Raw genomic sequence first — 23,151 nt, 5'->3', positions numbered from 1 at the left:
CTAGTCAGTTTGAAAAATCCTGTTTTAATGACAGGATTTTTTGTTTAACAATATTCTTGCAATAAAAGGAAAAATGTGAGTATAATAAAAGGTAGTTAGGCAAGCTAATTAGTTGAAAAGAAAGGAGACTGAAGATGGATGAATTCAAGAAATGATTCTCTTCCTTTAGGGATTGGGCCGTATGCAGAGTTAATAAAAAAGACGGCATCAGCGGATACGGATCCAATCGCAGCAAAACTTGGTTTGTTAATGTTATGGACGTCTGATAATGTTCTGGATGCTGTTGACGTAGATTTAGCTCCGCTTGGTATTTCAGAAAGTAAATTAGATTTTTTACTGTTGTTTATTTTGCGTGAAATGGAATCAAATGGGGAGGAAGTGAACATGAGTCCTTCGGATATTGCGAGTCGATTAGGGATCACACGTGCTTCTGTCACTGGTTTATTAGATTGGATGGAAAAACGAGAGTTAATCGTAAGATTCCATCATTCTGAAGATCGAAGAAGATTAAAAGTGAAAATTACTCCGAAAGGAAAAGAACTAGTTACGCAATCTTTACCAACTTTTTGGTTATCTTGCGCTTCGTTAGTTGACGACTTTAATCAAGAAGAGCGTCAAGTTTTAGAGAAGTTATTAAATAAAATGCAAGTAACTATGCAGGTGAAATTAGGAGAAGGTAGATAAATAAGTTGATTATGAGGGTCAACTTATTTATTTGGAAATATAATTAGCTTACCTTATTATAAGTTTAACTAACTTTAAGTCTCAGTCATAATTTTTCTATGTAATTAAAATAAGTAACAGTTAAAGAAATACTACTTTGAGTGCTTTAGAGGTTTTAAATTAATAAAACAAATCGTAGTAAGGGAGAGATATTATGATGGAAATAGGAAAGGAAATAAATAGTGAAAAGAATTACACAATAATGACTGTTGTATTATGTTGGTCGGGTATGGTAGTTATGTCTAGCCTATATGTAACAATCCCTTTAATTGCTCTATTTTCACACCTTTTTAATGTTTCACTAGCACAATCTGCAGCTACAGGTAGTATATTTTCTATTGGCTTTGCTATAGGGTGTTTGTTATTTGGGGCAATCTCTGATAAATATGGGCGAAAAAAAGTGATCTTTATTGGATTACTTACTCTGTCAATTATTTCTTTTTTGTTAGGGTTTGTAGATAGTATATTTTGGCTTGTTATTCTTAGAGGATTACAAGGGGTAGCAGCAGCTACGTTTTCTCCAGTAGCGTTAGCCTACGTTGTAGAAATGTTTCCAGTAGAAAAAAAGGTTACAACGATAGGATTTGTTAGTACCGGTTTTTTAGTAGCTGGAATTATAGGTCAGGTAATAAGTACGGTTGTTAGTCAACATTTTGGATGGCATATGGTGTTCTTCCTTCTTAGCGTTGTCTATATGATTACTGCTGTATGGGTTCAGTATTCTCTTCCAAAAGGGGCGACATCTCAATCTTATACTGATATTTTAGGACCAATTAAACAGATGGGTAAAGTATTTACACATAAAAGCTTAGTATTGAGCTATATGATTGCGTTTGTTTTATTAATGGCTTTTGTTAATATGTATACTGTTTTAGGGAATTATTTGAGCTCTTCTATTTACAATTTAACTGCAGAACAAATCCTTTATTTTCGCTTAGCGGGGCTATTTGGTATGATATTGTCACCACTTGCGGGTCGTTTAACAAAGAGGTTCGAAGTAAGGAAAGTCCTGCAGGGTGGCTTGTTGGTCGCTATCTTTAGTCTAAGTGCAATGGGCTTCGTTTCGTACCTGCCTCTACTTGTCATAATGAGTGTCTGTTTTGTAATAGGTATTGCTATATCCGTTCCGTCTTTAGTTGCTCTTGTAGGTCAATTAGGAGGGAAAGCAAGAGGAATAGCAGTTTCTATTTATACTTTTATTTTATTTTTAGGTACTAGTATAGGACCCATTATTTCTATTTATCTTATGAAAATAGGAGGTTATGCTCAAACGTTTATTGTATTAGGAATGATACTTTTTATAGGGGTTATAGCTTCTCTATTTATAAATAATGAACATATATTTGATGATATGTAGATTGGATAATGAATGAGTCGAAAATCACTCAAATAACGGAATGCGAGGATCTTTCATATGCTCGCATAATAAAATATGAACTTGCCCGCGATGATGATAAAAATGCGAGAGAATTTCAAGTAACCATTCAAATCGAGAATAAGAAATACCCCAATAGGCAGTCATAACTTCCGCTAATTCTTCTTGGGAATAGGAAAGAAATGTTTTAGAGAGAAGATTGTATCCTTTAATCATTATTTGTTGCATGTAGGCAATTGTTTCCGGTGTATGTTCTAAATAAAAGGTATGTAACTCTTTTTCCGTACTACCATTTAAAATGAGTAAATCAGCATGGCAAATAAGAGAAAGATGTGCACATATTTCAAATACTGATCGCTTCGAGTGAAGGGGTTGTATTTTTAATTCGTCTTCATTGTATTGGTTAAGCATTTGAATAGAAGTATCAACAGCAACTTTAAGCTGATGCAATGCAGATTCAACAAACATTGTAATTCTCCTCATCTCCGTATATAATAATTTCTTAAGGGTATTGTATCATACTCAAAATTCCGAAAATTCTAGTAGTTTGACTAGCATATTGAAAAGTATTATATTGTAAAAGGTCATATGAAACGTGAAATAGAATGGAATGCAATTATTGAGTTAGGAGTTAGACCAATGAGTTTGAAATATGGAAGAGATACAATTGTTGAAGTTGACTTAAATGCAGTAAAACATAATGTAAAAGAATTTAAAAAACGAGTGAATGATGAAAATATTGCAATGATGGCTGCTGTAAAAGCAAATGGGTATGGCCACGGGGCAGTTGAAGTTGCGAAAGCTGCTATTGAAGCAGGAATAAATCAGCTTGCAGTTGCATTTGTAGATGAAGCGATAGAGTTAAGAGAAGCAGGAATTAACGTGCCGATTTTAATTTTAGGCTATACATCAGTAACGGCTGCTGAAGAGGCAATTCAATATGACGTTATGATGACTGTTTATAGAAGTGAAGATTTACAAGGTATAAATGAAATCGCGAACCGTCTTCAAAAGAAAGCGCAAATTCAGGTGAAAATTGATACAGGAATGAGCCGTATCGGTTTACAAGAAGAAGAGGTTATACCATTTTTAGAAGAATTAAACCGTATGGAGTATATAGAGATAGTGGGAATGTTTACACATTACTCTACGGCAGATGAAATCGATAAATCATATACGAATATGCAAACAAGTTTATTTGAAAAAGCTGTCAATGCAGCAAAAGAATTAGGAATTCATATCCCATATATTCATAGTTCAAATAGTGCAGGCTCAATGGAACTTAGCAATACATTTCAGAATATGGTTCGTGTAGGTATTGGAATTTATGGAATGTATCCTTCAAAAGAGGTAGATCATTCAGTTGTTTCTTTACAGCCTGCGTTGTCGTTAAAATCAAAAGTAGCTCATATTAAACATGCGAAGAAGAATCGCGGTGTAAGTTATGGGAATACGTATGTAACGACTGGTGAAGAATGGATTGCAACTGTACCGATTGGTTATGCGGATGGCTATAATCGTCAGTTATCAAATAAAGGGCATGCATTAATAAATGGAGTTCGGGTACCTGTTATTGGCCGTGTTTGTATGGATCAGCTCATGTTAGATGTTTCAAAAGCAATGCCAGTACAAGTGGGAGACGAAGTAGTATTCTACGGTAAACAAGGCGAAGAAAACATCGCAGTAGAAGAAATAGCGGATATGTTAGGTACAATTAACTATGAAGTTACATGTATGTTAGACAGAAGAATTCCACGTGTGTATAAAGAAAATAATGAAACGACTGCTATTGTAAATATACTAAGAAAAAACTGAATCGTTATGATTCAGTTTTTTTATTTTTGACAAATGAAAAATGCTCTATTTGTACCGTGTAATTGAATGTTCTTAAAACCTACGGATTTCAACGAAGAAATTATTTCTTCATTTGAATAACAAGATTCTTCAAATGAAAAGTCACTTCTTGTCCAATTATTATCTATGTCATGTTGAAATAGTATAAAGTTCATGACTGCTTTTTTATTTTCATTATCATATGTAGAATCAATTGTACAAACATATTCATCCGTTGAAATGTGAAACGAAGCAATCCAATTTTCAAGAAAGCCTTTTTCCGTATTCATATCAAATACGAATGTACCTCCATTATATAATGCTAAATAAACGTGACGAAAAGTATCTGTTAGCTCATCTAACTTCAGTATATGATTTAAGCTATCACCGGATGAAATGACATAGTCGAACGGTTCATTTACTTTGAAAGAGCGTGCATCATCGACGATGAAAGATGCATTTGGCGCGTTATGAAGTGCATGTTCGATCATTTGTGCAGAACCGTCTATACCAGTTACTATAAAATTATGATCAAGTAGTTTTCTAGTAAGATGACCAGTCCCGCAGCAAAGGTCTAATATACGAGATTTTGGGGCGGCATCTTGTAAAATGAATTTATGATAGGCTGGATAGGCGTGTTCAGCATAATGCCCCCAATGCTTATTATAAATGTCTGCAAAAATGTCATAATCAGAATAAATTGGTTTTTTAAACACATGCATTCACCTCGAAATTCATTACATTATAATAGTCATGCTTCGTTTTAATTTCGAAACCACATTGTGTATATAGTTTTAAAGCATGGTTATTTTTCGTTTCGACGTCTAATTCAATTGTTGAAATGCCTTCTGTAATAAGGGTATGCACCATATAACTAAGAATATCTTTGCCGTATCCCTTACCTTGATAAGAAGGATGAACGGCGAATCCTGATAGTGTAGTAGATTGCTCTTGCTCAGAAGCTGTAATCGTTCCTATCACTTTTTCATCGATAAGAGCACAGTAAACTTGATGGGAAGATGAATTCATCATCTTTTGTAACCATATTGCGGTATTTTCTACTGAATCTCCAAACGCTTTACTGGAAATTTCGATAAGATCAAGAAGTGATTCTGAAGTTGCAAGAGTAAGCTGTATAGTATTCTTCGTTGTTTTTTGAACTTCTTCTGCTTTGAACCCCATACTATATTCACTATATAAATAAGGTAACTTCATATGTTTTGCAAATTCTTTCCCAGAAGCAGAATCCCCATTCATAATAAGAAGCGCTTCATCGGCCTCTCTTATTCGTATTTCTTTCATTGCGGTTTGTAAAAGAGTGGTACCTATATGTTGTTTCCTATGTTTCGGATGAACAAACCCTATTAACTCTAGTTTTGTCGGTCTTTCAAAGTCATACATACTTAATGCACCAATTAATTGAGTATCGTCATAAAATAGAAAATCATTTATTTCTTCTTTGTTACGAGCAGTTAAAAAGTTTACGTGTAAATCTGATGAATAATCAATTTGATCGTGTTGTCCGCAAATATGAGCTAAAGCTTTCATTTGCTGAATTTTGTTCGCTGTTAAAGAGTTCTTTCGTTCAATATTCATTTCATTATCCCTCACCTTCGTATTTAAAAATAGGATGGATGACTTAGCCACTTTTCTAACTCCACACTGCCCTGAACAGATAATAACCGGTACAAATATCTATAGGGACATCTACATGCTATAAGATTAGGAATAGGCATAATGGTTTCATAACCTTGTTTAAAAGCATGAGCTTCCTTTTCTGTAAATACATATTCTAAGCCGATAAAATCAAATTCTCGGGGAGCAACTGCGTAAGCTTCTGTATCTACTAAACCTGTAATAGTTGTGCCATCAGATAAAAACTGAGTAGGGTCCATATCAATTAAAACGAGCGTAGATTCCTTTGGTGTTGGCAAGGAAGAAAGCTGTGATTCAAAAGTAGGAAATGCGTTACGGATGCTCGCATTATCGGAATAAAACCTATTTACAAGTTTTTTACTGACATTTAGTATGTGAGACTTAAATTCTTCTAGTGGAACTTGGAAAGTACCTGATGGGTTTCCTGTAAACTCTGCTTGAAACGAATGAATTTCTGCTAGTCCTTTTCCAAGGCTGAATAAAATTGAATCAGATTGCCCGATAAAGGATTGGAGCGTACTTCCTGTTAGTTTTTCGACACTAACATACTTCCGGCCATTTAAAACATGTTTTTGCAAAATAGTGGGGATGGGCAAGTTAGTATGCCTTTTCAATAATTCGTGTATATGCTCTAAATGATGTACGTTCCTTGGATTGATTCCAAAAAGGTTTTTACATCCCCACCAAAAATCATTGTTTGGTTCTTCAGTCATTATTGAGGAACGAACAATAACTTCTTCAAATGCTGTTTTAACAAGAAACACATCGCTTGCATGTTCTTCATAACCTGGGTGTAAAGTTTGAATAGATAAAATAGGTGAAGCGAATAGTTGTTGTAGCATGAAATCGCTCCTTTTTCTGTAAATTCGATAAATTTATTATATAACAGAATATGTTGCAAGTGGATAATGATAGGGACAACATAGAATTTAAATAAATTTACGGTGAGAAATCAGTTTGGAAATTATATTTTTCTGCTTTTGTATGAATTATCAAAATAATGTTTTTGATGATAAATCTGTAAAAATACCAAATATAAATCTTATGTTTTTCAGTAAATGAAGAGTTAAGCGTACTTTCAATAGGGATATAACGTAGGTTAGGAAAAATATTTCTCAATAATAAAATGAAGAGAAAAATATGAAGAAGTAGAATAGATTCCTTTATAATAGTTTTAAATTAATTAATATAATTAATTATTAATTATATTAGATAGGGGAGAAGATGATGGCAAATGTACTCGTAATAAATTTTCCTGGAGAAGGTCATATAAATCCAACTTTAGCTATTGTAAGTGAGTTAATTCGTCGAGGGGAAACAGTTGTTTCGTATTGTATTCAAGATTATAGAAAGAAGATTGAAGCAACAGGTGCAGAATTCCGAGAGTTTGAGAATTTTCTCTCTCAAATTAATATTATGGAACGAGTAAATGAAGGTGGGAGTCCTTTGACGATGCTATCTCATATGATTGAAGCATCAGAGCGTATTGTTACTCAAATTGTAGAAGAAACAAAAGGAGAACAGTACGATTACTTAATATACGATAATCATTTTCCAGTAGGACGTATCATAGCGAATATTTTACAATTACCTAGCGTTTCGTCTTGTACAACGTTTGCTTTTAATCAGTACATTACTTTTAACGATGAACAAAAATCGAGAGAAGTAGATGAAACGAATCCAGTATATCAATCTTGTTTAGCGGGAATGGAAAAATGGAATAAGCAGTATGGAATGAAGTGTACTAGTATGTATGATATTATGAATCATCCTGGTGATATTACTATTGTATATACTTCCAAAGAATATCAGCCGCGGTCAGATGTATTCGATGAATCGTATAAGTTTGTCGGTCCATCAATTGCTACTCGAAAAGAAGTAGGTAGCTTTCCTATTGAACATTTAAAAGATGAAAAAGTGATTTTCATTTCTATGGGAACAGTTTTTAATGAACAACCTGAGCTATATGAAAAATGTTTTGAAGCTTTTAAAGATGTAGAAGCGACAGTCGTATTAGTTGTTGGTAAGAAGATAAATATAAGTCAATTTGAAAACATTCCGGATAACTTTAAGTTGTATAATTATGTGCCACAATTAGAAGTATTACTGCATGCTGATGTATTCGTGACACACGGTGGCATGAATAGTTCGAGTGAAGCACTATATTACGGTGTCCCGTTAGTTGTAATTCCGGTAACAGGAGATCAGCCTTTAGTTGCGAAACGAGTAAATGAAGTAGGGGCTGGAATAAGGCTGAATCGTAAAGAACTCACTTCTGAATTGTTACGTGAGTCTGTAAAGAAAGTGATGAATGATGTAACGTTTAAGGAAAATAGTCGTAAAGTTGGAGAGTCACTTCGAAATGCTGGTGGATATAAAAGGGCAGTTGATGAAATATTTAAAATGAAAATGAATTCGTACTTGAAACTTAAATAAATGTTTGAGGCACACTTACTACAATGCGTAAGTGTGCTTCAATAAAAAATTACATAAAAATCACTATAAAGGTGAAACTTTTGTGTATATAAACTGATATCTTTGTATTAGTAGAGAAATTACGTTAAAATAATACTAAGAAAATATATAAGTTTTGGGGGTAATGAATGAAGAAAGTATTTGAATACATATTACTAACAATTGGATCGATTATTGTAGCGGGTTCATTAGAGCTTATTTTAGCACCTAACGGATTAGTAGATGGCGGGGTAACGGCTATTGCTATTATGGCGAATAAAGTTGCTGGATTACCGCTTTATGGAGTGTTCTTAGGAATTAATATCCCAATTTTATTATTTACTGCAAAAGTAATGGGAAAGAAGTTTTTTATTCGTACATCCTATGCAAATGTTGTTACAACACTCGGATTGATTTATTTAAAACCATTTCCAGCAATTACAACTTCTGAATTATTAATTGTTCTTTATGGAGGAGTTCTATTTGGTGTTGGTGTAGGGATTGTAGTAAAAATGGGCGGAGCAATTGATGGATCAGAAATGCTAGCTGTTTGGATGAATAAACATTTTAAAGTGCCGATTAGTACATTTTTACTTGCTGTAAATGCAGTTATTTTTATCTTTGTTGCCATTTTGTTTTCAATTGAACAAGCGATGTTCTCATTAGCAATTTTCTACATTGTTACGAAGATGATTGATTTCATATTAGATGGTATTAATCAAGGAAAGAGCGTTATGATTATTTCTGGTAAAAATAAAGAAATAGGCGATCTACTTATGAAAGAATTGCAATTATCCGTTACGTATCTACATGGAGAAGGTGGTTTTTTAGGAGAACATAAGAGAATCATTTATTGTATTACAAACCGTTTCATTTATCCGAAAATGAAAGATCTCGTTCTCTCTGTAGATCCAACTGCTATAATTGAAGCATCCTATTCAACAGAAACAACTGGTGTCAAACGTCCGGGAAGGGCAGCGAGATCAGAAAAATAGTGAATGAAAATAGCTCCACGTAAGTATAACTTACGTGGAGCTATTCTTATTTAGGGAACCACGCTTTTTTCAGTAATTTGACAACAGTTTCGATACAATCCTCTGGAATACTGCCAAAACCGAGCAATACATATGACTCCTCCCTCACATTATGAACAGAATCGTATGTGGAGAGAGGGTATAACTTAATGCGTTCTTTTGCAGCTGCATGAATAAGTTCTTGTTCATTCATCCTGTTATGAACGTGAAGTACAATATGAAGTCCGGATTGTTCACCGAGTATATGCACGTTATTTCCCATTTCGTTTGTAATAGATTTAATTAAAGAAATATGTTTTCTTTTATATAACGTACGACTTCGGTTAATATGACGTTCCCAATCACCGCTTTGAATAAAGGTAGCAAAGGTAAGTTGTTGCATTGTAGAAACCGTTTGTTTATACATACCACCGAGTTCTTTATAGGTTTTTAGCAGATGAGGTGGTAAAACGATATATCCCATTCGTAAAGAAGGTAAAAAAGATTTCGAGAAAGTTCCCATATAAATAACACGTTCATTTGAATCTAGTCCTTGTAAAGAAGGAATGGGTTTTCCTATATAGCGGAATTCCCCATCGTAATCATCTTCAATAATATACCCCTTACAATCATTCGCCCATTTTAATAACTCGAGTCTTCTAGATAACGGCATAATGATTCCAAGTGGAAATTGGTGAGATGGAGTGACATATGCCACATTGGAACCCGATTCACGTAAAGCAGAAATATGAATCCCTTTATCATCTAAAGGGATAGGGTGAACAGGAAGGCCAGAGCTTTGAATCATAGCAGGTATACGGTGGAATCCAGGATTTTCGATTCCATATTCTTTTTTTGAACCAAGTAATTGAAGTAGTAGCCAAAGAAGAGGCTGCGTACCTGCTCCGATAATAATTTGATCAGGTGAAGAATGTACCCCGCGAGCATGATATAAATACTTTGAAATATGTTCTCGTAGAACGAGCTCACCTTGGGGATCTTCTTTAGCGAATAATTCGTTTTCATATTGAAATAAAGTTTCGTGTAATGCTCTTTTCCAGTTTGTTATTGGAAAAGATTTTTGATCAACAAGTCCTTGGCTACAATCATAATCATATCGTTCTTTTTCTTTATTGTTAGCACTGTTTGACGCAATTTGCTGTTTCTTTTGAATGACATCAATATCAACTTCTGCAACAAAAATTCCGCGTTTCGGTTTGCTTTCTACATAACCTTCAGCTAGTAATTGTTGATAAGCGGATTCAACTGTAATACGGCTTACATTAAGTTGCATAGCTAAATTTCTGTGAGAAGGAAGGCGTGTACCAGCATGTAGTGATCCATGAGAGATTTCTCGTTTCATATATTCATAAATTTGTAAGTAAATAGGTGTTTTACTTCGTAACACTAATGGAATATTCAGATCCATTTGTAGACGCTCCTTTTTATACTGGCCTTATAAAAAAGAATAGAACTGTCACTTAAGTTAAGGGCAGTCGCTTTCTATAATGATGATATAACATTTAGAAAATTTTATAAATAGTAAGGGGCGAATCATAATGAATGTTAAAGCAGTAGTAACAGAAGCGGATTTACACGATGTATTTCCCGTATTACAACAATTACGAACGAAGCTTTCAAGAGAAGAAGCAAGTTCTTTATTTCAAAAAATGAAAGAAGAAAATTATAAACTATTTTCGCTACGTAATGAAGAGGATGAAGTTGTTAGTCTAGCTGGTGTAGCGATTTGTACGAATTTTTATAATGAGAAACATGTTTTTGTGTATGACCTTGTAACTGCGGAAGCTCATAGATCAAAAGGTTATGGTAAGGTTCTGCTGTCATATGTAGAAAAATGGGGGAAAGAAAAAGGATGCAATTCTATCGTTCTTACATCTGCGTTTCCAAGAATTGATGCACATCGTTTTTATGAAAGAGAGGGGTTTGATAAGGTAAGCTATTCTTTTTATAAAGAGTTATAATACTAAGTAGGTTCCGTGTGTAAAAATATATGGAACCTATTTTCTTTTTCAGATTTGAGCTAGGGACAGGTCTAGTAATATAATTTGTCGAATATTAGAAATTAACAAGAGAATATAGAGAATGTTAGGAGCGTTTATAGTTGGAAAAAATAAAGAAATTATCCATACCAAATGATGTAAGAGTCATCATTATTTCTGATATTCATGGAGAATTAGATCTTTTTAAGGAATTACTACATAAAGTTAATTTTAAAGATGAAGATTATTTAATTATTAATGGTGATCTTTGTGAGAAAGGGAGAAATAGTATTGGCGTCATAAACTATGTGATGGATCTAGTAGTTAGCAAGCCGAATGTTTATGTAATTGAAGGGAATTGTGAGGTTGTAGTTGAAGCGCTTGTAAATGAAAATCCTGCGTTAATAAATTATTTGTGTACGCGAAAGAATACAATTTTTAATGAATGGCTAGCGCAATTGAATGTTATCATTAATGAAGAAAGTGATATTTGTGAAGTGAAAAACATATTGATGAGCCATTTCTCAAAAGAAATAAAGTGGCTAACAGAATTACCAACAGCTATTGAAACTGAGGATTATATCTTTGTACATGCTGGCCTTGAAGATAGAGAGGATTGGAAAGAAACAGAACGAAAAAATGCGATAGCAATGCCGGAGTTTTTCAATCAATCACATAGAGCAAATAAGTATGTAGTTGTCGGGCATTGGCCTGTTGTAAACTACTCTGTTGAAGCTCCATCTAACAATCCAGTTATTGATAAGGAAAAAAAGATTATTGCAATTGACGGTGGAAATGCGATTAAAGAGGCAGGGCAATTAAATGCATTTATCATACAGAGGACAAGTGCAGGTGATGCGTTTTCTTATACATATGTAGATTATTTTCCAGAGTATGAAGTAATAGCAGATTTTCTTGCCGATGCAACAATGCAGGGTGGGGTTACCTATCCACATTATTACATAGAGCCGATGGAGAAGATGCAAGATTACACAATATGCAAGCAAAAGGAAACGAATACATTACTTTATGTGAAAGATGAATACATTAGGCAACTTGATTCAGGTGAATACACAGTGAAAACCGATATTTCTTGTGCGCAAATAAGCGTAAGAAAAGGTGAAATTGTTTCTCTTATTGATGGTAGCTGCTCAGGCTATGATTTAATTAAAAAAGATGGAGTAGAAGGTTGGATAGAGAAAGGGATTTTAGTTGAGATAGAAAAGACGAAAAAGAAAATATTTAGCTGAAATAGGAGGGATGTAACCTCCTATTTTTTATTAACTAAGTAATGGTGACGTACCTTAATTGATACCTTATAACAAAATTATACAATATAATAAATGATATTGGTTTTGATTTTTCTGAAAAAATATTATAATTATATATGAAATAAAGAGGATTGTAGGAGGGAATTATGCAAAACGTAATATTAAAAGGGGATAAAGTTACAATTCGTACAATTGAAGAATCAGATATAAAACCATTATGGAATCTCGTATTTAAAGAAGAAAATCCAGAATGGAAAAAATGGGACGCACCTTATTTTCCATTTTCGATGCAAGAATATATGCCTTATAAAGAGAAGATGCAAACCCGTTTAAAAGAAGAACCTCTATCCAATTTGATCATAGAAAATAACGGTCAAATTATAGGGGCGGTCGGATTTTATTGGGAGCATAAACCGACGCGTTGGTTGGAGATGGGAATTGTCATTTATAATCCAACTTACTGGAATGGTGGCTACGGTACAGAAGCTTTAACTCTATATCGAGATTTACTATTTGAAAAGATGGAGATTGGTAGAGTAGGGCTCACGACTTGGTCTGGTAATGAACGAATGATGAAAGTGGCTGAGAAAATAGGAATGACTTTAGAAGGTAGAATGCGCAACTGCCGTTATTATAACGGAACGTACTATGATTCTATTCGAATGGGAATAATTCGTGAAGAATGGGAAGCGCTATGTGTAACAAAGGGGTGAAGAGGTATGCACGCTATTATTGCTACATTTGATCGTGTGTTTACTAATAAAATTACAGAATTGCAAAATGAATTAACAAATATCATTGGCACAAATCAATTAGCCGGAGTAGAACCTCATATTACGTTAGCTGATTACAATGAGTTAGATGTTCATTTATACACGGAGAAGTTAGGGGAGTTTGTAGCTGTTCAAGAAAATACGGCCCCAGTAACTTTTCCTTCTGTTGGAGTTTTTCCTACTAATGGAACGGTCTTTCTAGCACCGACTGTTACCGATGAATTGTTAAAACTTCATCATTCTTATCATGATTATTTTAAAAATTTTCATGATAACCCGAATTCATATTACGTACCGGAAAAGTGGGTTCCGCATTGTACGATTGCAAATAGGTTACATACAAATCAGTTTTTACGTGTAATGGAATATATATATGAAAAATTTGATTTTGCAACAGCTTCAATTGAAAAATTAAAATTAATTAAGGTGAATTATGAAAATGGTTCTGCCATTTCTTCTAGTATATTAGCAGAATATAATTTAAAGAGAATGGAGACATCGAGATGACTTATGTAATTAGAGAAATGAAGCAAGAAGACATTCACGCCGTACAATCAGTAGCGAAAATAGCTTGGCATGATACATACGAAGGTATTATTCCTAGAGAGATTCAAGACAGCTTTTTAGACGAGGCATATTCTGACGAAAAAATGAAATATCGTCTTGAAAATACACATTTATTCGTTGCGGAAGAAGAGGGAGAAGTAATTGGCTTTGCGAATTTCTCACCCGTTAGACTACAAAACGAAGCAGAATTAGGAGCAATTTATTTGTTGCCAGATCAGCAAGGGAAAGGGATAGGGAGTGCTTTATTACAAAAAGGGCTAACGGTATTAAAAGGAATTCGGAAACTATACATTCATGTAGAAGCAGCGAATGAAAAAGGAAAACGTTTTTATGAAGCGAAAGGTTTTGCGCAATTAGAGGAATTTGAAGAAGATTTTGAAGGTCATATGATGCAGACAGTAAGGATGGTTTTATACGTATAAGGAGGACTAGAAGTGAAGATTTTTGATTTTAGTAAAAAAGTAGGAAAGCAAATCACAGCATTTCAATCTAATTTCATAATGTCGAAAATATTAAATCATGAAGGGAATATACATATCGGTGCTATGCATTTAAAAGAGAATGGAATAATTGGATATCATGAAGCAGTTGTATCGCAACTGCTTCTTATTGTGGACGGCGAAGGATATGTATGTGGAGCAGATAAAGAAAAAGTGAAGGTGGAAGTGGGACAAGCTGTGTTTTGGGAGAAGGGCGAATTTCATGAAACGAGTACGGAAAAGGGATTGATGGCAATTGTTATGGAAGCGGAGGATCTTGAACGAGCGATATTAATGCCTATTAAAGAGGAGAGTTGTGAAAAATGATAGAAAAGGCAAACCGGGAAGAAACGGACGAAATAATACAATATGCAGCTCAATCGCTTTTTGAAGGTACGAGGGGAAATTGTCGGTTAAATACAGAGAAAGCGATTGAAATTACAAGACCGATTGTAGAAAAAGGAGCGTATTATTTAGTCGTTAAAGAAGAAAACAGTGTAATGGGATGGATATTATTAGGGGAAAATACGGACTATTTTTCTCATGAAAAACTAGGGTTTATATACGAATTGTATGTTTTTCCAGAGTACCGCGGGAAAGGATTATCAAGAAAATTAATGGAGGCTGGTATTAAGGAATTACAAAAGAATTATTCAGAAATTCGTTTGAATGTATTTGCTGGAAATTTTGCAAAAGAGATGTACGAAGAGTTTGGTTTTGTTGAAAGACAGGTAATTATGACTTTGAAGTGAGAATAATAGTTTGAACGGGAGAAGAGAAAGAATGAGAAAAGAAAATGAGTATGTTGCGTATTTACAAAGATTGTATCCTGAATTACAAATAAATTCTGTTTATATAAATGAAATAGGTCAAAATAATGATGTGTTAATTGTAAATGATAATATAGTATTCCGGTTTCCGAAATATGAAAAAGGTATTCAGAAACTTCGAATAGAAACACAGTTACTAGAGAAAATAAGACCCTTCATTACGCTTCAAATTCCCAATCCAAGTTATCAAGGGTTTCAAAATGAAGTAACAGGGAAAGTATTTGCAGGTTATGAGATGATTGAAGGAGACCCGTTTTGGAAAAATGTTTTTACAGAAATAAATGATGAAAAGCAATTACAGAAACTTGCGTGCACATTGGCGAGATTTTTAAAAGAGTTGCATGAAATTCCGTTATCTACATTCGAAGGTATTATGCAATGTGATAGTACTGATATGTATTCAGAAATAAATAGTTTATATAGCCAATTAAAAGAACATGTTTATCCATTCATGAGAAATGTAGCGAGAAAAGAGGTCTCAACATCGTTTGAGTTATATTTAAATGAAAGTAGTCATTTTAACTTTACTCCTAGTCTTGTTCATGGGGACTTTGGCATGACAAACATTTTATATAGTGCAACAAAAAAGAATATTTCAGGGGTCATAGATTTTGGTGGGGCGAGCATTGGAGATCCCGCTTATGACCTTGCGGGGATATTAGGTAGTTATGGAGAAGAGTTTTTACAACTATTTGAAGCTTATTATCCTAATTTAGAAACAGTAAAGGAGCGAATGTATTTTTATAAGAGTACATTTGCGCTTCAAGAGGCATTATTTGGTGTACTAAATAATGATAAGAAAGCCTTTGAAGCTGGAATAGCACAGTATGTATAAAAGCCGATTTTAAATCGGCTTTTAATTATCGATACATCGTTTACATCCCAATACCTTTAAACCCGAATCGTTTATAAATTCGTCCAGCAGCTGGGTTGTTATAAAATAAGCGAAGTGTTCGGCCTTCATTTGTAAAGTCCCGAATCATTTTATGTAATATAAACGAAGTATATCTGCTCTGCGATAATCTGGGTATGCACATATGCCAACGACTATATAATCATTTTGTATATGGGATTTAACTCCTAATGACTCTTATATAGGGGGGATTTGATGGATCTAGTGAAATGCGAGATTTTTTTGAGGGGGATTTTTCGTTCTGTATGGAATCTTGCAACAGAAGTTACGACTAACAAGTATGAAGCGGAAGTGAATATTTTACATATTCCAGATTTCATTCCATTTATAGGAGACCATGATGTGATAGCAAAGGGAGAAGCAGGACTAGGTACAGCTGGTTTTAAAGTACAATTAGGTGCAGAGACAGGTGCGTACTTTGGAGAAGCATTTGGACTTGGAGGATTTATAAAAGTCGAAAAAACAAAGGAGGAAAGTTGAGATGGATCCAATTAAAGCGGGGAAGTATATTACATATGTTGCAGTTGTGATACTCCTTATATTTTCTATGTTATTGCCATATAGCTTACCTAAAAAGATTGCTCTTATTATTTTTGTTTTAATTTTAGGGGCCATTTCCTTGAGAGCGAATAAAGTGGTAGGACGAATACATAACAAATTTAAACAATAATAAAGTTTGAAAAAGGATAGGGATAATCCGATATTAATTAGGGAAAGAAACGGGATTATACGTTAGAGAGGGTTATGGGATAGGTGGTACCATTAAAATTGGAGATTAAGAGAGGAGCATATTAATATGCAACCATTTAAGGCTGGAAAATATATTACATATGTTGCAATTGCTATATTTCTTGTAGTCGCTATAATGTCTCCTTATGAATTACCTAAAAAGACTGGCTTTATTATAGGTGTTCTTATTTTAGGAGCATGTGCACTTGGGACTAACAAATTTTATGAACGAATGTATAGTAAATTTAAACATAAATAAGATTAATACAATAGGGAGAAATCATCATGATAATAATATCTATTAAGAGCAATTTTGAGAGGGGTAACCCATAAAGGTTTCGGAGGAGGTTTGTTCTTGAGACCTGAAAAAAAGGAGTAAGCACACATGTTTAAACAAGGACGTATTTTGATGTGTATTTTTACCATGGTGTTATTTTTTTCTTCATTCTTTTTTCCACAGTCAATGGGAAAAAGGTTTTTAACAGCTATTGCAGCATTAATTATTGGTGGAATAGGTATTGGAATTTCCTATCTATTAGAAATTTTGAGTAACAAGTCGAAGAATATATCTAAAAAGAATGGAGAATGACGATGAAGCTTTTCCCGATTGGTTCAGTTGTAAAGCTAAAAGATTTAAACTAACCTGTTATGGTTATTGGAAGAATGATCATTTCAGCAGATAAACGTGATTTTGATTATGTAGGTGTTCCTTATCCAGTGGGCTATCTAGGTGATGAAAAAGTATTATGTTTTAATCATGATAAGATTGTAGAGGAAATGCATAGAGGATATATGACTGAGAGTGAATTAGTCCTACGTGAGAAATTAGTAGAATTGTAAAGTGGTTGGAAAATACATATAGATTTTAAAAATACGAAAGAGGAAACAAAATGGGAAAGATAATGAGAACTCTTGTAATCATAGGTATACTTATTCCTCTGGTACTACTGTGGAGTGTACCTGATATCCCTCTAAATGATAAACTGCTGATTACAGGTTTACAACTAACTGTAGGATTCACCACAGTAGTAGTATTAGAGATTATATTTAAAAATCGAAAAAAGAAAAGGGCAAAATAGAGATAGATTGTATGGAGTATCAGTTAAAAGTATGTAGCTAGTTATTGGCAAGTGTTCTATATTACAGCTAGTGATAAGTATGTGAATGTGTGTTAATTTAATGAAAAAAGCCGCCTATTACAGGCGGTCTTTTTGTAATATATGTAACATTATTTAATTATTATTTTTTTCACTTATTAATTTTGTATGCTCATTTAACCAAATATCTATTAGATTTCTTAATGTAATAGTTGCTATTTGAAGAGGGATTTCGATTTCATCTTCATCATACTTATTAAATATAACAGTTTTATCTCTTCGAACATCTGCCCCAAAAATATTCGCACTTATTTTTTCATGATGACTTTTTTCGTTTAAAACTTTATCTACAGTTTCTGCTATCCAATCACCGAATGTGGATACCTCCACATTTAAAAAAGCTTCTAAAATATCGAATTCTTTTTGTAGTCTAATAACTAAGCTACCTGTACTAAGTAATTCGAATTTGTAATCCATATTATTTTCTCCTTCAAAAAATTAATTTTATTGACCTTGTCTTGGAAATGCAGAAATAATTTTACCATTAATAAGATGTAGGGTGAAATATGGATAACGATAAACATCATTAAGAGTGAACGGGATCAACAAACGTATTGAACAAAAACATTTCTCATTATACGTCTCAAACCTCTAAAGTATCGTAATTAAGCTAACAAAGCTTTTTATTATCGATACATCGTCCGCATCCTAATATCTTTAAATCCTAATCGTTTATAAATTCGTCCAGCAGCTGGGTTGTTATAAAATAAGCCATCCGTTTGGACAGCTTATTTACATAATTATCGTTATTGGAAGTGAAAATTATTTGATAAAGTAACCCCAATAACTTATTACTACAAGTATTAAAGATAATACTGTATAAATAATAGATCCTATTAAAATAGGATCTACACGTAATTCAAATTTTTCTTCCTCTACTTTAATACCCAATCTAGCTTGAGTTTGAAGGCGAACACTGTTGCTAGAAAATCCACCTTTACTGCTAAAGTAATATGTAATAATAACAAAACATATTCCAGCGAAGAAAGTTAAATCAATAAAACTCCATTTTAAGATCTTAGATAGTTTATATACAATCTCAGCTTCAATTATTATAGTTACAAGTAATCCTAATCCTTTTTTCATGTAATCAATCCTTTTGTATTCTCTAATTATTTCGACATTTATCACTTATAATCATTTTATCATGTGATAAGAAGAAAAAACGAGGGATTTTTATTGTATATTGTGTTCATACTCAATTAACATAACGTCTCATGATTGGTAGCAAGCACACAAGGAGAAACCCTATCCTCAAAAGGAATCTGCCTTTTTCTTTTTATATAATTTTATGGAACTTTTTATGTATTTCTATCCTAGCTTAGGTTTTAGTGTTCTCGTTTGTTACTGCATTAGCAAAAAAACTGTATGAAATCTTGCCGGCTCTTAACGTGGCTTTTTCAAAAATACTGGTGATTTCCTAAGAGTGTGTGCTCCTCATCAGTTTAATCTTGTATGAAATTTAATGATGTTACTCCGCAATTGCATAATGCGCTCTACATCATCTAGTGAAACAAGTTTAATTGTTTTATGAATTGGTGTGTTAGGTAAGTTGTTGTCATCCAGACATTCACAAAAATACATTTCATTTTTAGCACCTAGCTGTATATTTGAAACAGTTTCAAATCGTTCAATAATAGTTGTGACTTACCAGAGAGTTCCAGCGGCTTATATGCGGAAAGAAGTGCCTCATAATGAAAGGTAACAAATTCTTCTTTACTATAGGGTATAAATGAATCATGGAAGCGGAGTAAAATTGACTTTAATGGTCCATTCCTTTTAAATATCCCCACAGATCTTGAAGTTTGTTTCATAACCGAAAGATTTTATATCTCCAATAATAAATAAGTTAAGAGCAACTTCTTCTTTTAGGTAAGCGAAGCGAATACTTGTTCATGATTTTTCATTATTAATTTTCGTATCAGCAATGAATCGATACCTTTTTATTTTTCTGAATATTACAACTTAAGTTTTTTGAAATCAATATAAAATTTTATGTTTAGTTCACAAACTTTCGGAAAAACTAGGAAAGATATGACAAAGGAGGTTATGAACGGTGGAACATCCAATTCAAGGGTTAATGAAAGCTGCAATGGAAAATTTAAAAGAAATGGTCGATGTAAATACGATTGTTGGAGAGCCTGTTCAAACGGCTGACGGTGGTGTAGTGTTAACGGTTTCTAAAGTAGCGTTCGGTTTTGGAGCAGGAGGTTCTGATTTCCAAACGAATGATGGGCAAAGAGCGAACGGTAACCCTGCATTTGGTGGCGGTAGCGCGGGTGGTGTTTCTATTACACCAGTAGCATTTCTTGTGGTGAATAAAGATGGAGTAAATATTCTTCATTTACAAAATGCGACACATTTAGCGGAAAAAATGATTGAATTAGCTCCACAAACAATCGATAAAATTCAATCGATGTTCCAAAAAGATGAAAAGAAAGAGGGAAATCATCACCCTCAAAACCCAGATGAAATCCTTTAAAAACGCCTGCTCGCGAGCAGGTGTTTTTTCTTGTAATCACTATGTAATAAAACTCATGAAATTGTAAATAGTTTTTGAAGTTTTTTCTATGTTTCTAAAATTTTTCATGTTAAAATATGCTATAGAATTGAAACATATAAAACGAAGGTGGCTAGGTGCTTTGTCTGGAGGATCTGACCAAGTAAAGAATATGATATATATTAATGGTAATCGTCGAGGTCATTGTTTTATTACATCAGGAATTACGTTTAAAGAGTTTGCAAGTAACATCCCTTCACCGCTCCATCAAGTGTTGCTTTTGAAGCATAACTTTGAATGGACAGATTTTCATTATCATACTTTATTTGAATATGTTGAGGAAGAAAATATACATAAGTTAATTCAAGCAGAGATTGATGAATTTGATGAATTTTGTTGGGTAGATTTTGATGATGCAAGCGATTTAGATGAATTAGAGCCAAAAGAAATTGCAGAGCTTTTATATTTGGCTCACAAAAAAGAACCACTTGCAAGAACATTCTTTCCGTTATTGAAAAATAGATTTGTTTATTTTTCACATGATGATGGATGGTACAACAAAGTGTATTATCGTAGAATCGCTGACTTTGTAGGGATGTTAAGTAAAGTCATTCCTTATAAACTCGGTGCTTTCGGTAAGAAACGTTTTACTTTCTTCCAAAAATCAAAAATTTTCCCAGCGATTTCAAAAGAAGTGATTATGGGACTTATTCCACTAATGGAAGATGGTCTTTATATTGATCTAGCAGGGAAAATTGAGTCAAGAAGGGGTCTTGAAATTCCGGTATATGTAGTGGGTTCGTATGAAAGTACGGATGAAGTGCTAGATAATATCGATGAATTAAAAGAAGAAGCAACAGAGACAGGATGGCTCATTTTTGATAAGAAAGAGCAAGAGTGGCAATGGGTTGTGGACTAAGAAAACTTGGCGCATGCAGTCAAGTTTTCTTGTCTTTTGAAAGGAGTACAAATGAAGAAGTATTATACAATTGTGGGTATTATAAGTATTATTCTTGTGGCGATTTTACTTATAACTTGTCCGAAAGAATCAGATTTTAAATTGTATCTAGAAGATAAGTATGCATTGAAATGTGACGAGAGTAGTTTTGAATGCACACAAAATGTAGATGGTAAAAAAGAAAAACTAAAATTTGAAAGTACAGATGCACGAAACGGTGTATTCTTTATGACTGTAAAGCAAACATTTAAGACAGAAGCTGGTGTTACGAAAGAATATAGCGGAGTAGGAATGTTTGGTACATTTCTTTTTGTTTCAGAGAAGACTTTCTAGTAATAGAAGGTCTTTTTCTTATGCTTATGTTCATATAGATGAAGTAAGACAAGCATAGGAGGGGTAATAATGAAGACGGAATGTATTGTTTGCGGTGGTGAGGAGTTTTTCTCTTCTACATTATATGCACGTACAAAACAAGATTGGGCGTATGCACCAAATATGTATCGATTTGAAAAGGTGTTTATTGAGCATAGGGATGAAGAAAATTATCCAGTGTTTCAAGAAATTACAGCAAAACATTGTTGTGGATGCGGTCATATTATGTTGTATCACGAATGAACACACCAAGTATAACTTGGTGTGTTTTTTTTAAAACGCTGACAAAGCAAGCGGATAAAATAAAGTGAATAAAACAGAAAAACTACCAAAGCCAATTGCTGTATATCCAAGTGTTCTTGCTCCGAAATTGACAGCTAATAAGCCGACTAAAATCGCAAGAGAGCCGAGTGTAACCGGATAAAATGCAATTGAGAAAAGCGAAAGAAATAAAGCGACATAGCCTATCATTGCACCGGTATTTGTACCTTCTATTTCATTTGCAATTTCTTTACGCTTATGTCTAATTGGAATGCCAGCTGGTGATATTTCAGCTGCATACTCTTCGTTTTTTTCACCACTTTTAAAATGATGATTTCTCTTTCTTCGCATGTACATCCCTCTCCTTCAATTGGGTGTACCTATAGTATCTTTCATAAAGAGAAGAACATGAGTATGAGTTAAACCCAAGTAAAGCAAAAATTGGAGAATAAAGATTCCGTCGTTAGCATGTACATCTCCTTATGAAGATAAAACAGGAATTTTGGAAAATGATGTAGAATGAAATGAGTGATAAAACGTGAAGGTAGGGGAGTGCATGACGAAATTTAATTGGCATGAGTCAGCAGAGAAAAAATGGGATAGTAGTGCAGAATTTTGGAACCAAAATAGTCAGGAGATGTGGGACAGCGGGAGTAGGAGTACAATTATTCCATTTTTTGAACAATATGTGAAGAAAGAAGCGCAAGTGCTAGATGTTGGTTGTGGTGATGGATACGGTACATATAAATTAAGTCGCACGGGATATAAAGCAGTTGGTGTAGATTTATCAGAAGTGATGATTCAAAAAGGGAAGGAGCGCGGAGAAGGACCAAATTTATCTTTTATAAAAGGAGATCTTTCTTCCTTACCATTTGAAAATGAACAATTTGAAGCAATTATGGCAATTAATTCTTTAGAATGGACCGAGGAGCCATTACGAGCATTAAATGAGATTAAGCGTGTTTTACAAAGAGATGGATATGCATGTATTGCAATTTTAGGACCAACAGCAAAACCACGAGAGAACAGTTATCCTCGTTTATATGGCAAGGGCGTTGTTTGTAATACGATGATGCCTTGGGAATTTGAACAGTTAGCGAAAGAACAAGGTTTTGAAGTTGTAGATGGTATCGGGGTATATAAGCGCGGAGTAAATGAGAGGATGTTAGGTCAACTACCTACAGAATTACAACAATCGTTAACGTTCTTATGGGTATTTATGTTAAAAAACGTATAAAGAAATGAAAGAATTTTTAGGAGGTAAATAAGTGCAGAAAATACAAAAAA

Annotated in this window: 32 protein-coding genes and 3 pseudogenes; 24 read left to right on the top strand and 11 right to left on the bottom strand. The window is 33.7% G+C overall.

Going from position 1 to position 23,151, the window contains the following annotated elements; genetic code table 11:
• The first annotated feature begins 138 nt into the window (after nt 1-138).
• Both DN390_RS14990 and DN390_RS14985 read left to right on the top strand, forming a co-directional pair.
• Complete coding sequence (locus DN390_RS14990; protein ID WP_097949708.1) at nt 139-684, top strand: MarR family winged helix-turn-helix transcriptional regulator; 546 nt, start codon at nt 139-141, stop codon at nt 682-684.
• Between the two features lie 196 nt (nt 685-880).
• Nucleotides 881-2,080, top strand: coding sequence for an MFS transporter (locus DN390_RS14985; protein ID WP_147807706.1), 1,200 nt, complete (start codon nt 881-883; stop codon nt 2,078-2,080).
• A gap of 24 nt (nt 2,081-2,104) precedes the next feature.
• On the opposite strand, the gene DN390_RS14980 is transcribed toward DN390_RS14985, so the two are convergent.
• Nucleotides 2,105-2,566, bottom strand: coding sequence for a DinB family protein (locus DN390_RS14980; protein ID WP_147807705.1), 462 nt, complete (start codon nt 2,564-2,566; stop codon nt 2,105-2,107).
• 171 nt (nt 2,567-2,737) lie between these two features.
• Between DN390_RS14980 and alr the strand changes: the two genes are divergently transcribed.
• On the top strand, nt 2,738-3,913 hold the full coding sequence (alr, locus tag DN390_RS14975; RefSeq protein ID WP_147807753.1) for an alanine racemase: 1,176 nt from the start codon (nt 2,738-2,740) through the stop codon (nt 3,911-3,913).
• A gap of 20 nt (nt 3,914-3,933) precedes the next feature.
• Here the strand turns inward: alr and DN390_RS14970 are convergent, their stop codons facing one another.
• From DN390_RS14970 to DN390_RS14960, 3 genes are read right to left on the bottom strand one after another with little or no spacing between them, the layout of a single operon-like run.
• On the bottom strand, nt 3,934-4,647 hold the full coding sequence (locus tag DN390_RS14970; RefSeq protein WP_147807704.1) for a class I SAM-dependent methyltransferase: 714 nt from the start codon (nt 4,645-4,647) through the stop codon (nt 3,934-3,936).
• On the bottom strand, nt 4,640-5,527 hold the full coding sequence (locus tag DN390_RS14965) for a GNAT family N-acetyltransferase (protein WP_147807703.1): 888 nt from the start codon (nt 5,525-5,527) through the stop codon (nt 4,640-4,642). Before DN390_RS14965 ends, DN390_RS14970 begins: the two co-directional genes overlap by 8 nt.
• A 23-nt stretch (nt 5,528-5,550) precedes the next feature.
• Nucleotides 5,551-6,429 (bottom strand): nitrate reductase, encoded by an 879-nt coding sequence (locus tag DN390_RS14960; RefSeq protein ID WP_147807702.1) that lies wholly within the window; start codon nt 6,427-6,429, stop codon nt 5,551-5,553.
• A gap of 385 nt (nt 6,430-6,814) precedes the next feature.
• Here DN390_RS14960 and DN390_RS14955 point away from each other — a divergent pair, with 385 nt between their 5' ends.
• Nucleotides 6,815-8,023 (top strand): macrolide family glycosyltransferase, encoded by a 1,209-nt coding sequence (locus DN390_RS14955; RefSeq protein ID WP_147807701.1) that lies wholly within the window; start codon nt 6,815-6,817, stop codon nt 8,021-8,023.
• A gap of 167 nt (nt 8,024-8,190) precedes the next feature.
• Nucleotides 8,191-9,036: a YitT family protein gene (locus DN390_RS14950; protein ID WP_000755119.1), complete on the top strand. Its 846-nt coding sequence runs from the start codon at nt 8,191-8,193 to the stop codon at nt 9,034-9,036.
• Between the two features lie 46 nt (nt 9,037-9,082).
• Here the strand turns inward: DN390_RS14950 and pdxR are convergent, their stop codons facing one another.
• Nucleotides 9,083-10,483, bottom strand: coding sequence for a MocR-like pyridoxine biosynthesis transcription factor PdxR (gene pdxR / locus DN390_RS14945; RefSeq protein ID WP_147807700.1), 1,401 nt, complete (start codon nt 10,481-10,483; stop codon nt 9,083-9,085).
• A gap of 130 nt (nt 10,484-10,613) precedes the next feature.
• Between pdxR and DN390_RS14940 the strand changes: the two genes are divergently transcribed.
• From DN390_RS14940 to DN390_RS14905, 8 genes are all read left to right on the top strand, one after another.
• Nucleotides 10,614-11,036 (top strand): GNAT family N-acetyltransferase, encoded by a 423-nt coding sequence (locus DN390_RS14940; protein ID WP_098608539.1) that lies wholly within the window; start codon nt 10,614-10,616, stop codon nt 11,034-11,036.
• A 140-nt stretch (nt 11,037-11,176) separates the two neighbouring features.
• A complete protein-coding gene (locus tag DN390_RS14935) occupies nt 11,177-12,304 on the top strand; it encodes a metallophosphoesterase (RefSeq protein WP_147807699.1) in 1,128 nt (375 codons plus the stop codon).
• A gap of 167 nt (nt 12,305-12,471) precedes the next feature.
• The gene (locus DN390_RS14930) at nt 12,472-13,038 is read left to right on the top strand and encodes a GNAT family N-acetyltransferase (protein WP_147807698.1); all 567 of its coding nucleotides are present in this window, start codon (nt 12,472-12,474) and stop codon (nt 13,036-13,038) included.
• Nucleotides 13,039-13,044: 6 nt separating this feature from the next.
• Entirely contained in the window at nt 13,045-13,605 is a 561-nt protein-coding gene (locus DN390_RS14925; protein ID WP_147807697.1) for a 2'-5' RNA ligase family protein, read from the top strand.
• Nucleotides 13,602-14,087: a GNAT family N-acetyltransferase gene (locus DN390_RS14920; protein ID WP_060630594.1), complete on the top strand. Its 486-nt coding sequence runs from the start codon at nt 13,602-13,604 to the stop codon at nt 14,085-14,087. Before DN390_RS14925 ends, DN390_RS14920 begins: the two co-directional genes overlap by 4 nt.
• Nucleotides 14,088-14,099: 12 nt before the next feature.
• Entirely contained in the window at nt 14,100-14,471 is a 372-nt protein-coding gene (locus DN390_RS14915) for a cupin domain-containing protein (protein WP_147807696.1), read from the top strand.
• On the top strand, nt 14,468-14,896 hold the full coding sequence (locus DN390_RS14910; protein ID WP_098608544.1) for a GNAT family N-acetyltransferase: 429 nt from the start codon (nt 14,468-14,470) through the stop codon (nt 14,894-14,896). The genes DN390_RS14915 and DN390_RS14910 overlap by 4 nt, the downstream gene beginning before the upstream one ends.
• A gap of 31 nt (nt 14,897-14,927) precedes the next feature.
• On the top strand, nt 14,928-15,809 hold the full coding sequence (locus tag DN390_RS14905) for a phosphotransferase family protein (protein WP_098608545.1): 882 nt from the start codon (nt 14,928-14,930) through the stop codon (nt 15,807-15,809).
• Nucleotides 15,810-15,849: 40 nt separating this feature from the next.
• On the opposite strand, the pseudogene DN390_RS14900 reads toward DN390_RS14905, so the two are convergent.
• Nucleotides 15,850-16,025 (bottom strand): annotated as a pseudogene (locus DN390_RS14900) (GNAT family N-acetyltransferase); the annotation flags it as partial.
• 57 nt (nt 16,026-16,082) lie between these two features.
• On the opposite strand from DN390_RS14900, the gene DN390_RS14895 reads away from it, so the two are divergent.
• The 6 genes from DN390_RS14895 to DN390_RS14870 all read left to right on the top strand — a co-directional run bounded on the left by DN390_RS14895 (nt 16,083) and on the right by DN390_RS14870 (nt 17,695).
• Entirely contained in the window at nt 16,083-16,367 is a 285-nt protein-coding gene (locus DN390_RS14895; RefSeq protein WP_255289870.1) for a hypothetical protein, read from the top strand.
• Between the two features lies 1 nt (nt 16,368).
• Complete coding sequence (locus tag DN390_RS14890; RefSeq protein WP_098608546.1) at nt 16,369-16,557, top strand: hypothetical protein; 189 nt, start codon at nt 16,369-16,371, stop codon at nt 16,555-16,557.
• A 126-nt stretch (nt 16,558-16,683) separates the two neighbouring features.
• Nucleotides 16,684-16,875, top strand: a complete 192-nt coding sequence (locus DN390_RS14885) for a hypothetical protein (protein WP_098608547.1) — start codon at nt 16,684-16,686, stop codon at nt 16,873-16,875.
• 126 nt (nt 16,876-17,001) lie between these two features.
• On the top strand, nt 17,002-17,205 hold the full coding sequence (locus tag DN390_RS14880) for a hypothetical protein (RefSeq protein ID WP_147807695.1): 204 nt from the start codon (nt 17,002-17,004) through the stop codon (nt 17,203-17,205).
• A 59-nt stretch (nt 17,206-17,264) separates the two neighbouring features.
• Entirely contained in the window at nt 17,265-17,456 is a 192-nt protein-coding gene (locus DN390_RS14875) for a DUF4176 domain-containing protein (RefSeq protein WP_060630601.1), read from the top strand.
• A gap of 50 nt (nt 17,457-17,506) precedes the next feature.
• Entirely contained in the window at nt 17,507-17,695 is a 189-nt protein-coding gene (locus tag DN390_RS14870; RefSeq protein WP_147807694.1) for a hypothetical protein, read from the top strand.
• A gap of 153 nt (nt 17,696-17,848) precedes the next feature.
• Here the strand turns inward: DN390_RS14870 and DN390_RS14865 are convergent, their stop codons facing one another.
• From DN390_RS14865 to DN390_RS31165, 4 genes and pseudogenes are all read right to left on the bottom strand, one after another.
• Nucleotides 17,849-18,190: a hypothetical protein gene (locus DN390_RS14865; RefSeq protein ID WP_147807693.1), complete on the bottom strand. Its 342-nt coding sequence runs from the start codon at nt 18,188-18,190 to the stop codon at nt 17,849-17,851.
• Between the two features lie 209 nt (nt 18,191-18,399).
• Nucleotides 18,400-18,483: pseudogene (locus DN390_RS31765) on the bottom strand (GNAT family N-acetyltransferase); the annotation flags it as partial.
• Between the two features lie 52 nt (nt 18,484-18,535).
• Nucleotides 18,536-18,859 carry a hypothetical protein gene (locus DN390_RS14855; RefSeq protein ID WP_060630604.1) on the bottom strand — a complete coding sequence of 108 codons (324 nt, stop codon included), beginning with the start codon at nt 18,857-18,859 and terminating at the stop codon, nt 18,536-18,538.
• Nucleotides 18,860-19,225: 366 nt separating this feature from the next.
• Nucleotides 19,226-19,698, bottom strand: a pseudogene (locus DN390_RS31165) (GNAT family N-acetyltransferase); the annotation flags it as partial.
• A gap of 131 nt (nt 19,699-19,829) precedes the next feature.
• Here DN390_RS31165 and ytfJ point away from each other — a divergent pair.
• The 4 genes from ytfJ to DN390_RS14830 all read left to right on the top strand — a co-directional run bounded on the left by ytfJ (nt 19,830) and on the right by DN390_RS14830 (nt 21,846).
• The gene (ytfJ, locus tag DN390_RS14845; protein WP_060630605.1) at nt 19,830-20,255 is read left to right on the top strand and encodes a GerW family sporulation protein; all 426 of its coding nucleotides are present in this window, start codon (nt 19,830-19,832) and stop codon (nt 20,253-20,255) included.
• A gap of 160 nt (nt 20,256-20,415) precedes the next feature.
• The gene (locus tag DN390_RS14840) at nt 20,416-21,192 is read left to right on the top strand and encodes a hypothetical protein (protein ID WP_060630606.1); all 777 of its coding nucleotides are present in this window, start codon (nt 20,416-20,418) and stop codon (nt 21,190-21,192) included.
• Nucleotides 21,193-21,243: 51 nt separating this feature from the next.
• On the top strand, nt 21,244-21,564 hold the full coding sequence (locus DN390_RS14835; RefSeq protein WP_060630607.1) for a hypothetical protein: 321 nt from the start codon (nt 21,244-21,246) through the stop codon (nt 21,562-21,564).
• A 69-nt stretch (nt 21,565-21,633) separates the two neighbouring features.
• The gene (locus DN390_RS14830; RefSeq protein ID WP_060630608.1) at nt 21,634-21,846 is read left to right on the top strand and encodes a hypothetical protein; all 213 of its coding nucleotides are present in this window, start codon (nt 21,634-21,636) and stop codon (nt 21,844-21,846) included.
• A gap of 30 nt (nt 21,847-21,876) precedes the next feature.
• Here the strand turns inward: DN390_RS14830 and DN390_RS14825 are convergent, their stop codons facing one another.
• Nucleotides 21,877-22,215, bottom strand: coding sequence for a hypothetical protein (locus DN390_RS14825; protein WP_001253198.1), 339 nt, complete (start codon nt 22,213-22,215; stop codon nt 21,877-21,879).
• A gap of 205 nt (nt 22,216-22,420) precedes the next feature.
• On the opposite strand from DN390_RS14825, the gene DN390_RS14820 reads away from it, so the two are divergent.
• The gene (locus DN390_RS14820; RefSeq protein WP_147807692.1) at nt 22,421-23,101 is read left to right on the top strand and encodes a class I SAM-dependent methyltransferase; all 681 of its coding nucleotides are present in this window, start codon (nt 22,421-22,423) and stop codon (nt 23,099-23,101) included.
• Nucleotides 23,102-23,151: the final 50 nt, after the last annotated feature.

Origin of the sequence: Bacillus sp. SH7-1, from assembly GCF_008042405.1 — a bacterium.
GTDB classification, from domain to species: Bacteria; Bacillota; Bacilli; order Bacillales; family Bacillaceae_G; genus Bacillus_A; species Bacillus_A thuringiensis_N.
This window is presented reverse-complemented; position numbering and strand designations above follow the sequence as displayed.

Coding starts and splice junctions, on each gene's coding strand:
- DN390_RS14925 (WP_147807697.1), top strand. CDS start 13,045: ATGCACGCTATTATTGCTACATTTGATCGTGTGTTTACTAATAAAATT.
- DN390_RS14865 (WP_147807693.1), bottom strand. CDS start 18,190: ATGGATTACAAATTCGAATTACTTAGTACAGGTAGCTTAGTTATTAGA.
- DN390_RS14830 (WP_060630608.1), top strand. CDS start 21,634: ATGAAGACGGAATGTATTGTTTGCGGTGGTGAGGAGTTTTTCTCTTCT.
- alr (WP_147807753.1), top strand. CDS start 2,738: ATGAGTTTGAAATATGGAAGAGATACAATTGTTGAAGTTGACTTAAAT.
- DN390_RS14885 (WP_098608547.1), top strand. CDS start 16,684: ATGCAACCATTTAAGGCTGGAAAATATATTACATATGTTGCAATTGCT.
- DN390_RS14835 (WP_060630607.1), top strand. CDS start 21,244: ATGAAGAAGTATTATACAATTGTGGGTATTATAAGTATTATTCTTGTG.
- DN390_RS14890 (WP_098608546.1), top strand. CDS start 16,369: ATGGATCCAATTAAAGCGGGGAAGTATATTACATATGTTGCAGTTGTG.
- pdxR (WP_147807700.1), bottom strand. CDS start 10,483: ATGGATCTGAATATTCCATTAGTGTTACGAAGTAAAACACCTATTTAC.
- DN390_RS14895 (WP_255289870.1), top strand. CDS start 16,083: ATGGATCTAGTGAAATGCGAGATTTTTTTGAGGGGGATTTTTCGTTCT.
- DN390_RS14965 (WP_147807703.1), bottom strand. CDS start 5,527: ATGAATATTGAACGAAAGAACTCTTTAACAGCGAACAAAATTCAGCAA.
- DN390_RS14960 (WP_147807702.1), bottom strand. CDS start 6,429: ATGCTACAACAACTATTCGCTTCACCTATTTTATCTATTCAAACTTTA.
- DN390_RS14980 (WP_147807705.1), bottom strand. CDS start 2,566: ATGTTTGTTGAATCTGCATTGCATCAGCTTAAAGTTGCTGTTGATACT.
- DN390_RS14910 (WP_098608544.1), top strand. CDS start 14,468: ATGATAGAAAAGGCAAACCGGGAAGAAACGGACGAAATAATACAATAT.
- DN390_RS14905 (WP_098608545.1), top strand. CDS start 14,928: ATGAGAAAAGAAAATGAGTATGTTGCGTATTTACAAAGATTGTATCCT.
- DN390_RS14940 (WP_098608539.1), top strand. CDS start 10,614: ATGAATGTTAAAGCAGTAGTAACAGAAGCGGATTTACACGATGTATTT.
- DN390_RS14875 (WP_060630601.1), top strand. CDS start 17,265: ATGGTTATTGGAAGAATGATCATTTCAGCAGATAAACGTGATTTTGAT.
- DN390_RS14990 (WP_097949708.1), top strand. CDS start 139: ATGAATTCAAGAAATGATTCTCTTCCTTTAGGGATTGGGCCGTATGCA.
- DN390_RS14930 (WP_147807698.1), top strand. CDS start 12,472: ATGCAAAACGTAATATTAAAAGGGGATAAAGTTACAATTCGTACAATT.
- DN390_RS14825 (WP_001253198.1), bottom strand. CDS start 22,215: ATGCGAAGAAAGAGAAATCATCATTTTAAAAGTGGTGAAAAAAACGAA.
- DN390_RS14880 (WP_147807695.1), top strand. CDS start 17,002: ATGTTTAAACAAGGACGTATTTTGATGTGTATTTTTACCATGGTGTTA.
- DN390_RS14855 (WP_060630604.1), bottom strand. CDS start 18,859: ATGAAAAAAGGATTAGGATTACTTGTAACTATAATAATTGAAGCTGAG.
- DN390_RS14985 (WP_147807706.1), top strand. CDS start 881: ATGGAAATAGGAAAGGAAATAAATAGTGAAAAGAATTACACAATAATG.
- DN390_RS14870 (WP_147807694.1), top strand. CDS start 17,507: ATGGGAAAGATAATGAGAACTCTTGTAATCATAGGTATACTTATTCCT.
- DN390_RS14955 (WP_147807701.1), top strand. CDS start 6,815: ATGGCAAATGTACTCGTAATAAATTTTCCTGGAGAAGGTCATATAAAT.
- DN390_RS14920 (WP_060630594.1), top strand. CDS start 13,602: ATGACTTATGTAATTAGAGAAATGAAGCAAGAAGACATTCACGCCGTA.
- DN390_RS14820 (WP_147807692.1), top strand. CDS start 22,421: ATGACGAAATTTAATTGGCATGAGTCAGCAGAGAAAAAATGGGATAGT.
- DN390_RS14950 (WP_000755119.1), top strand. CDS start 8,191: ATGAAGAAAGTATTTGAATACATATTACTAACAATTGGATCGATTATT.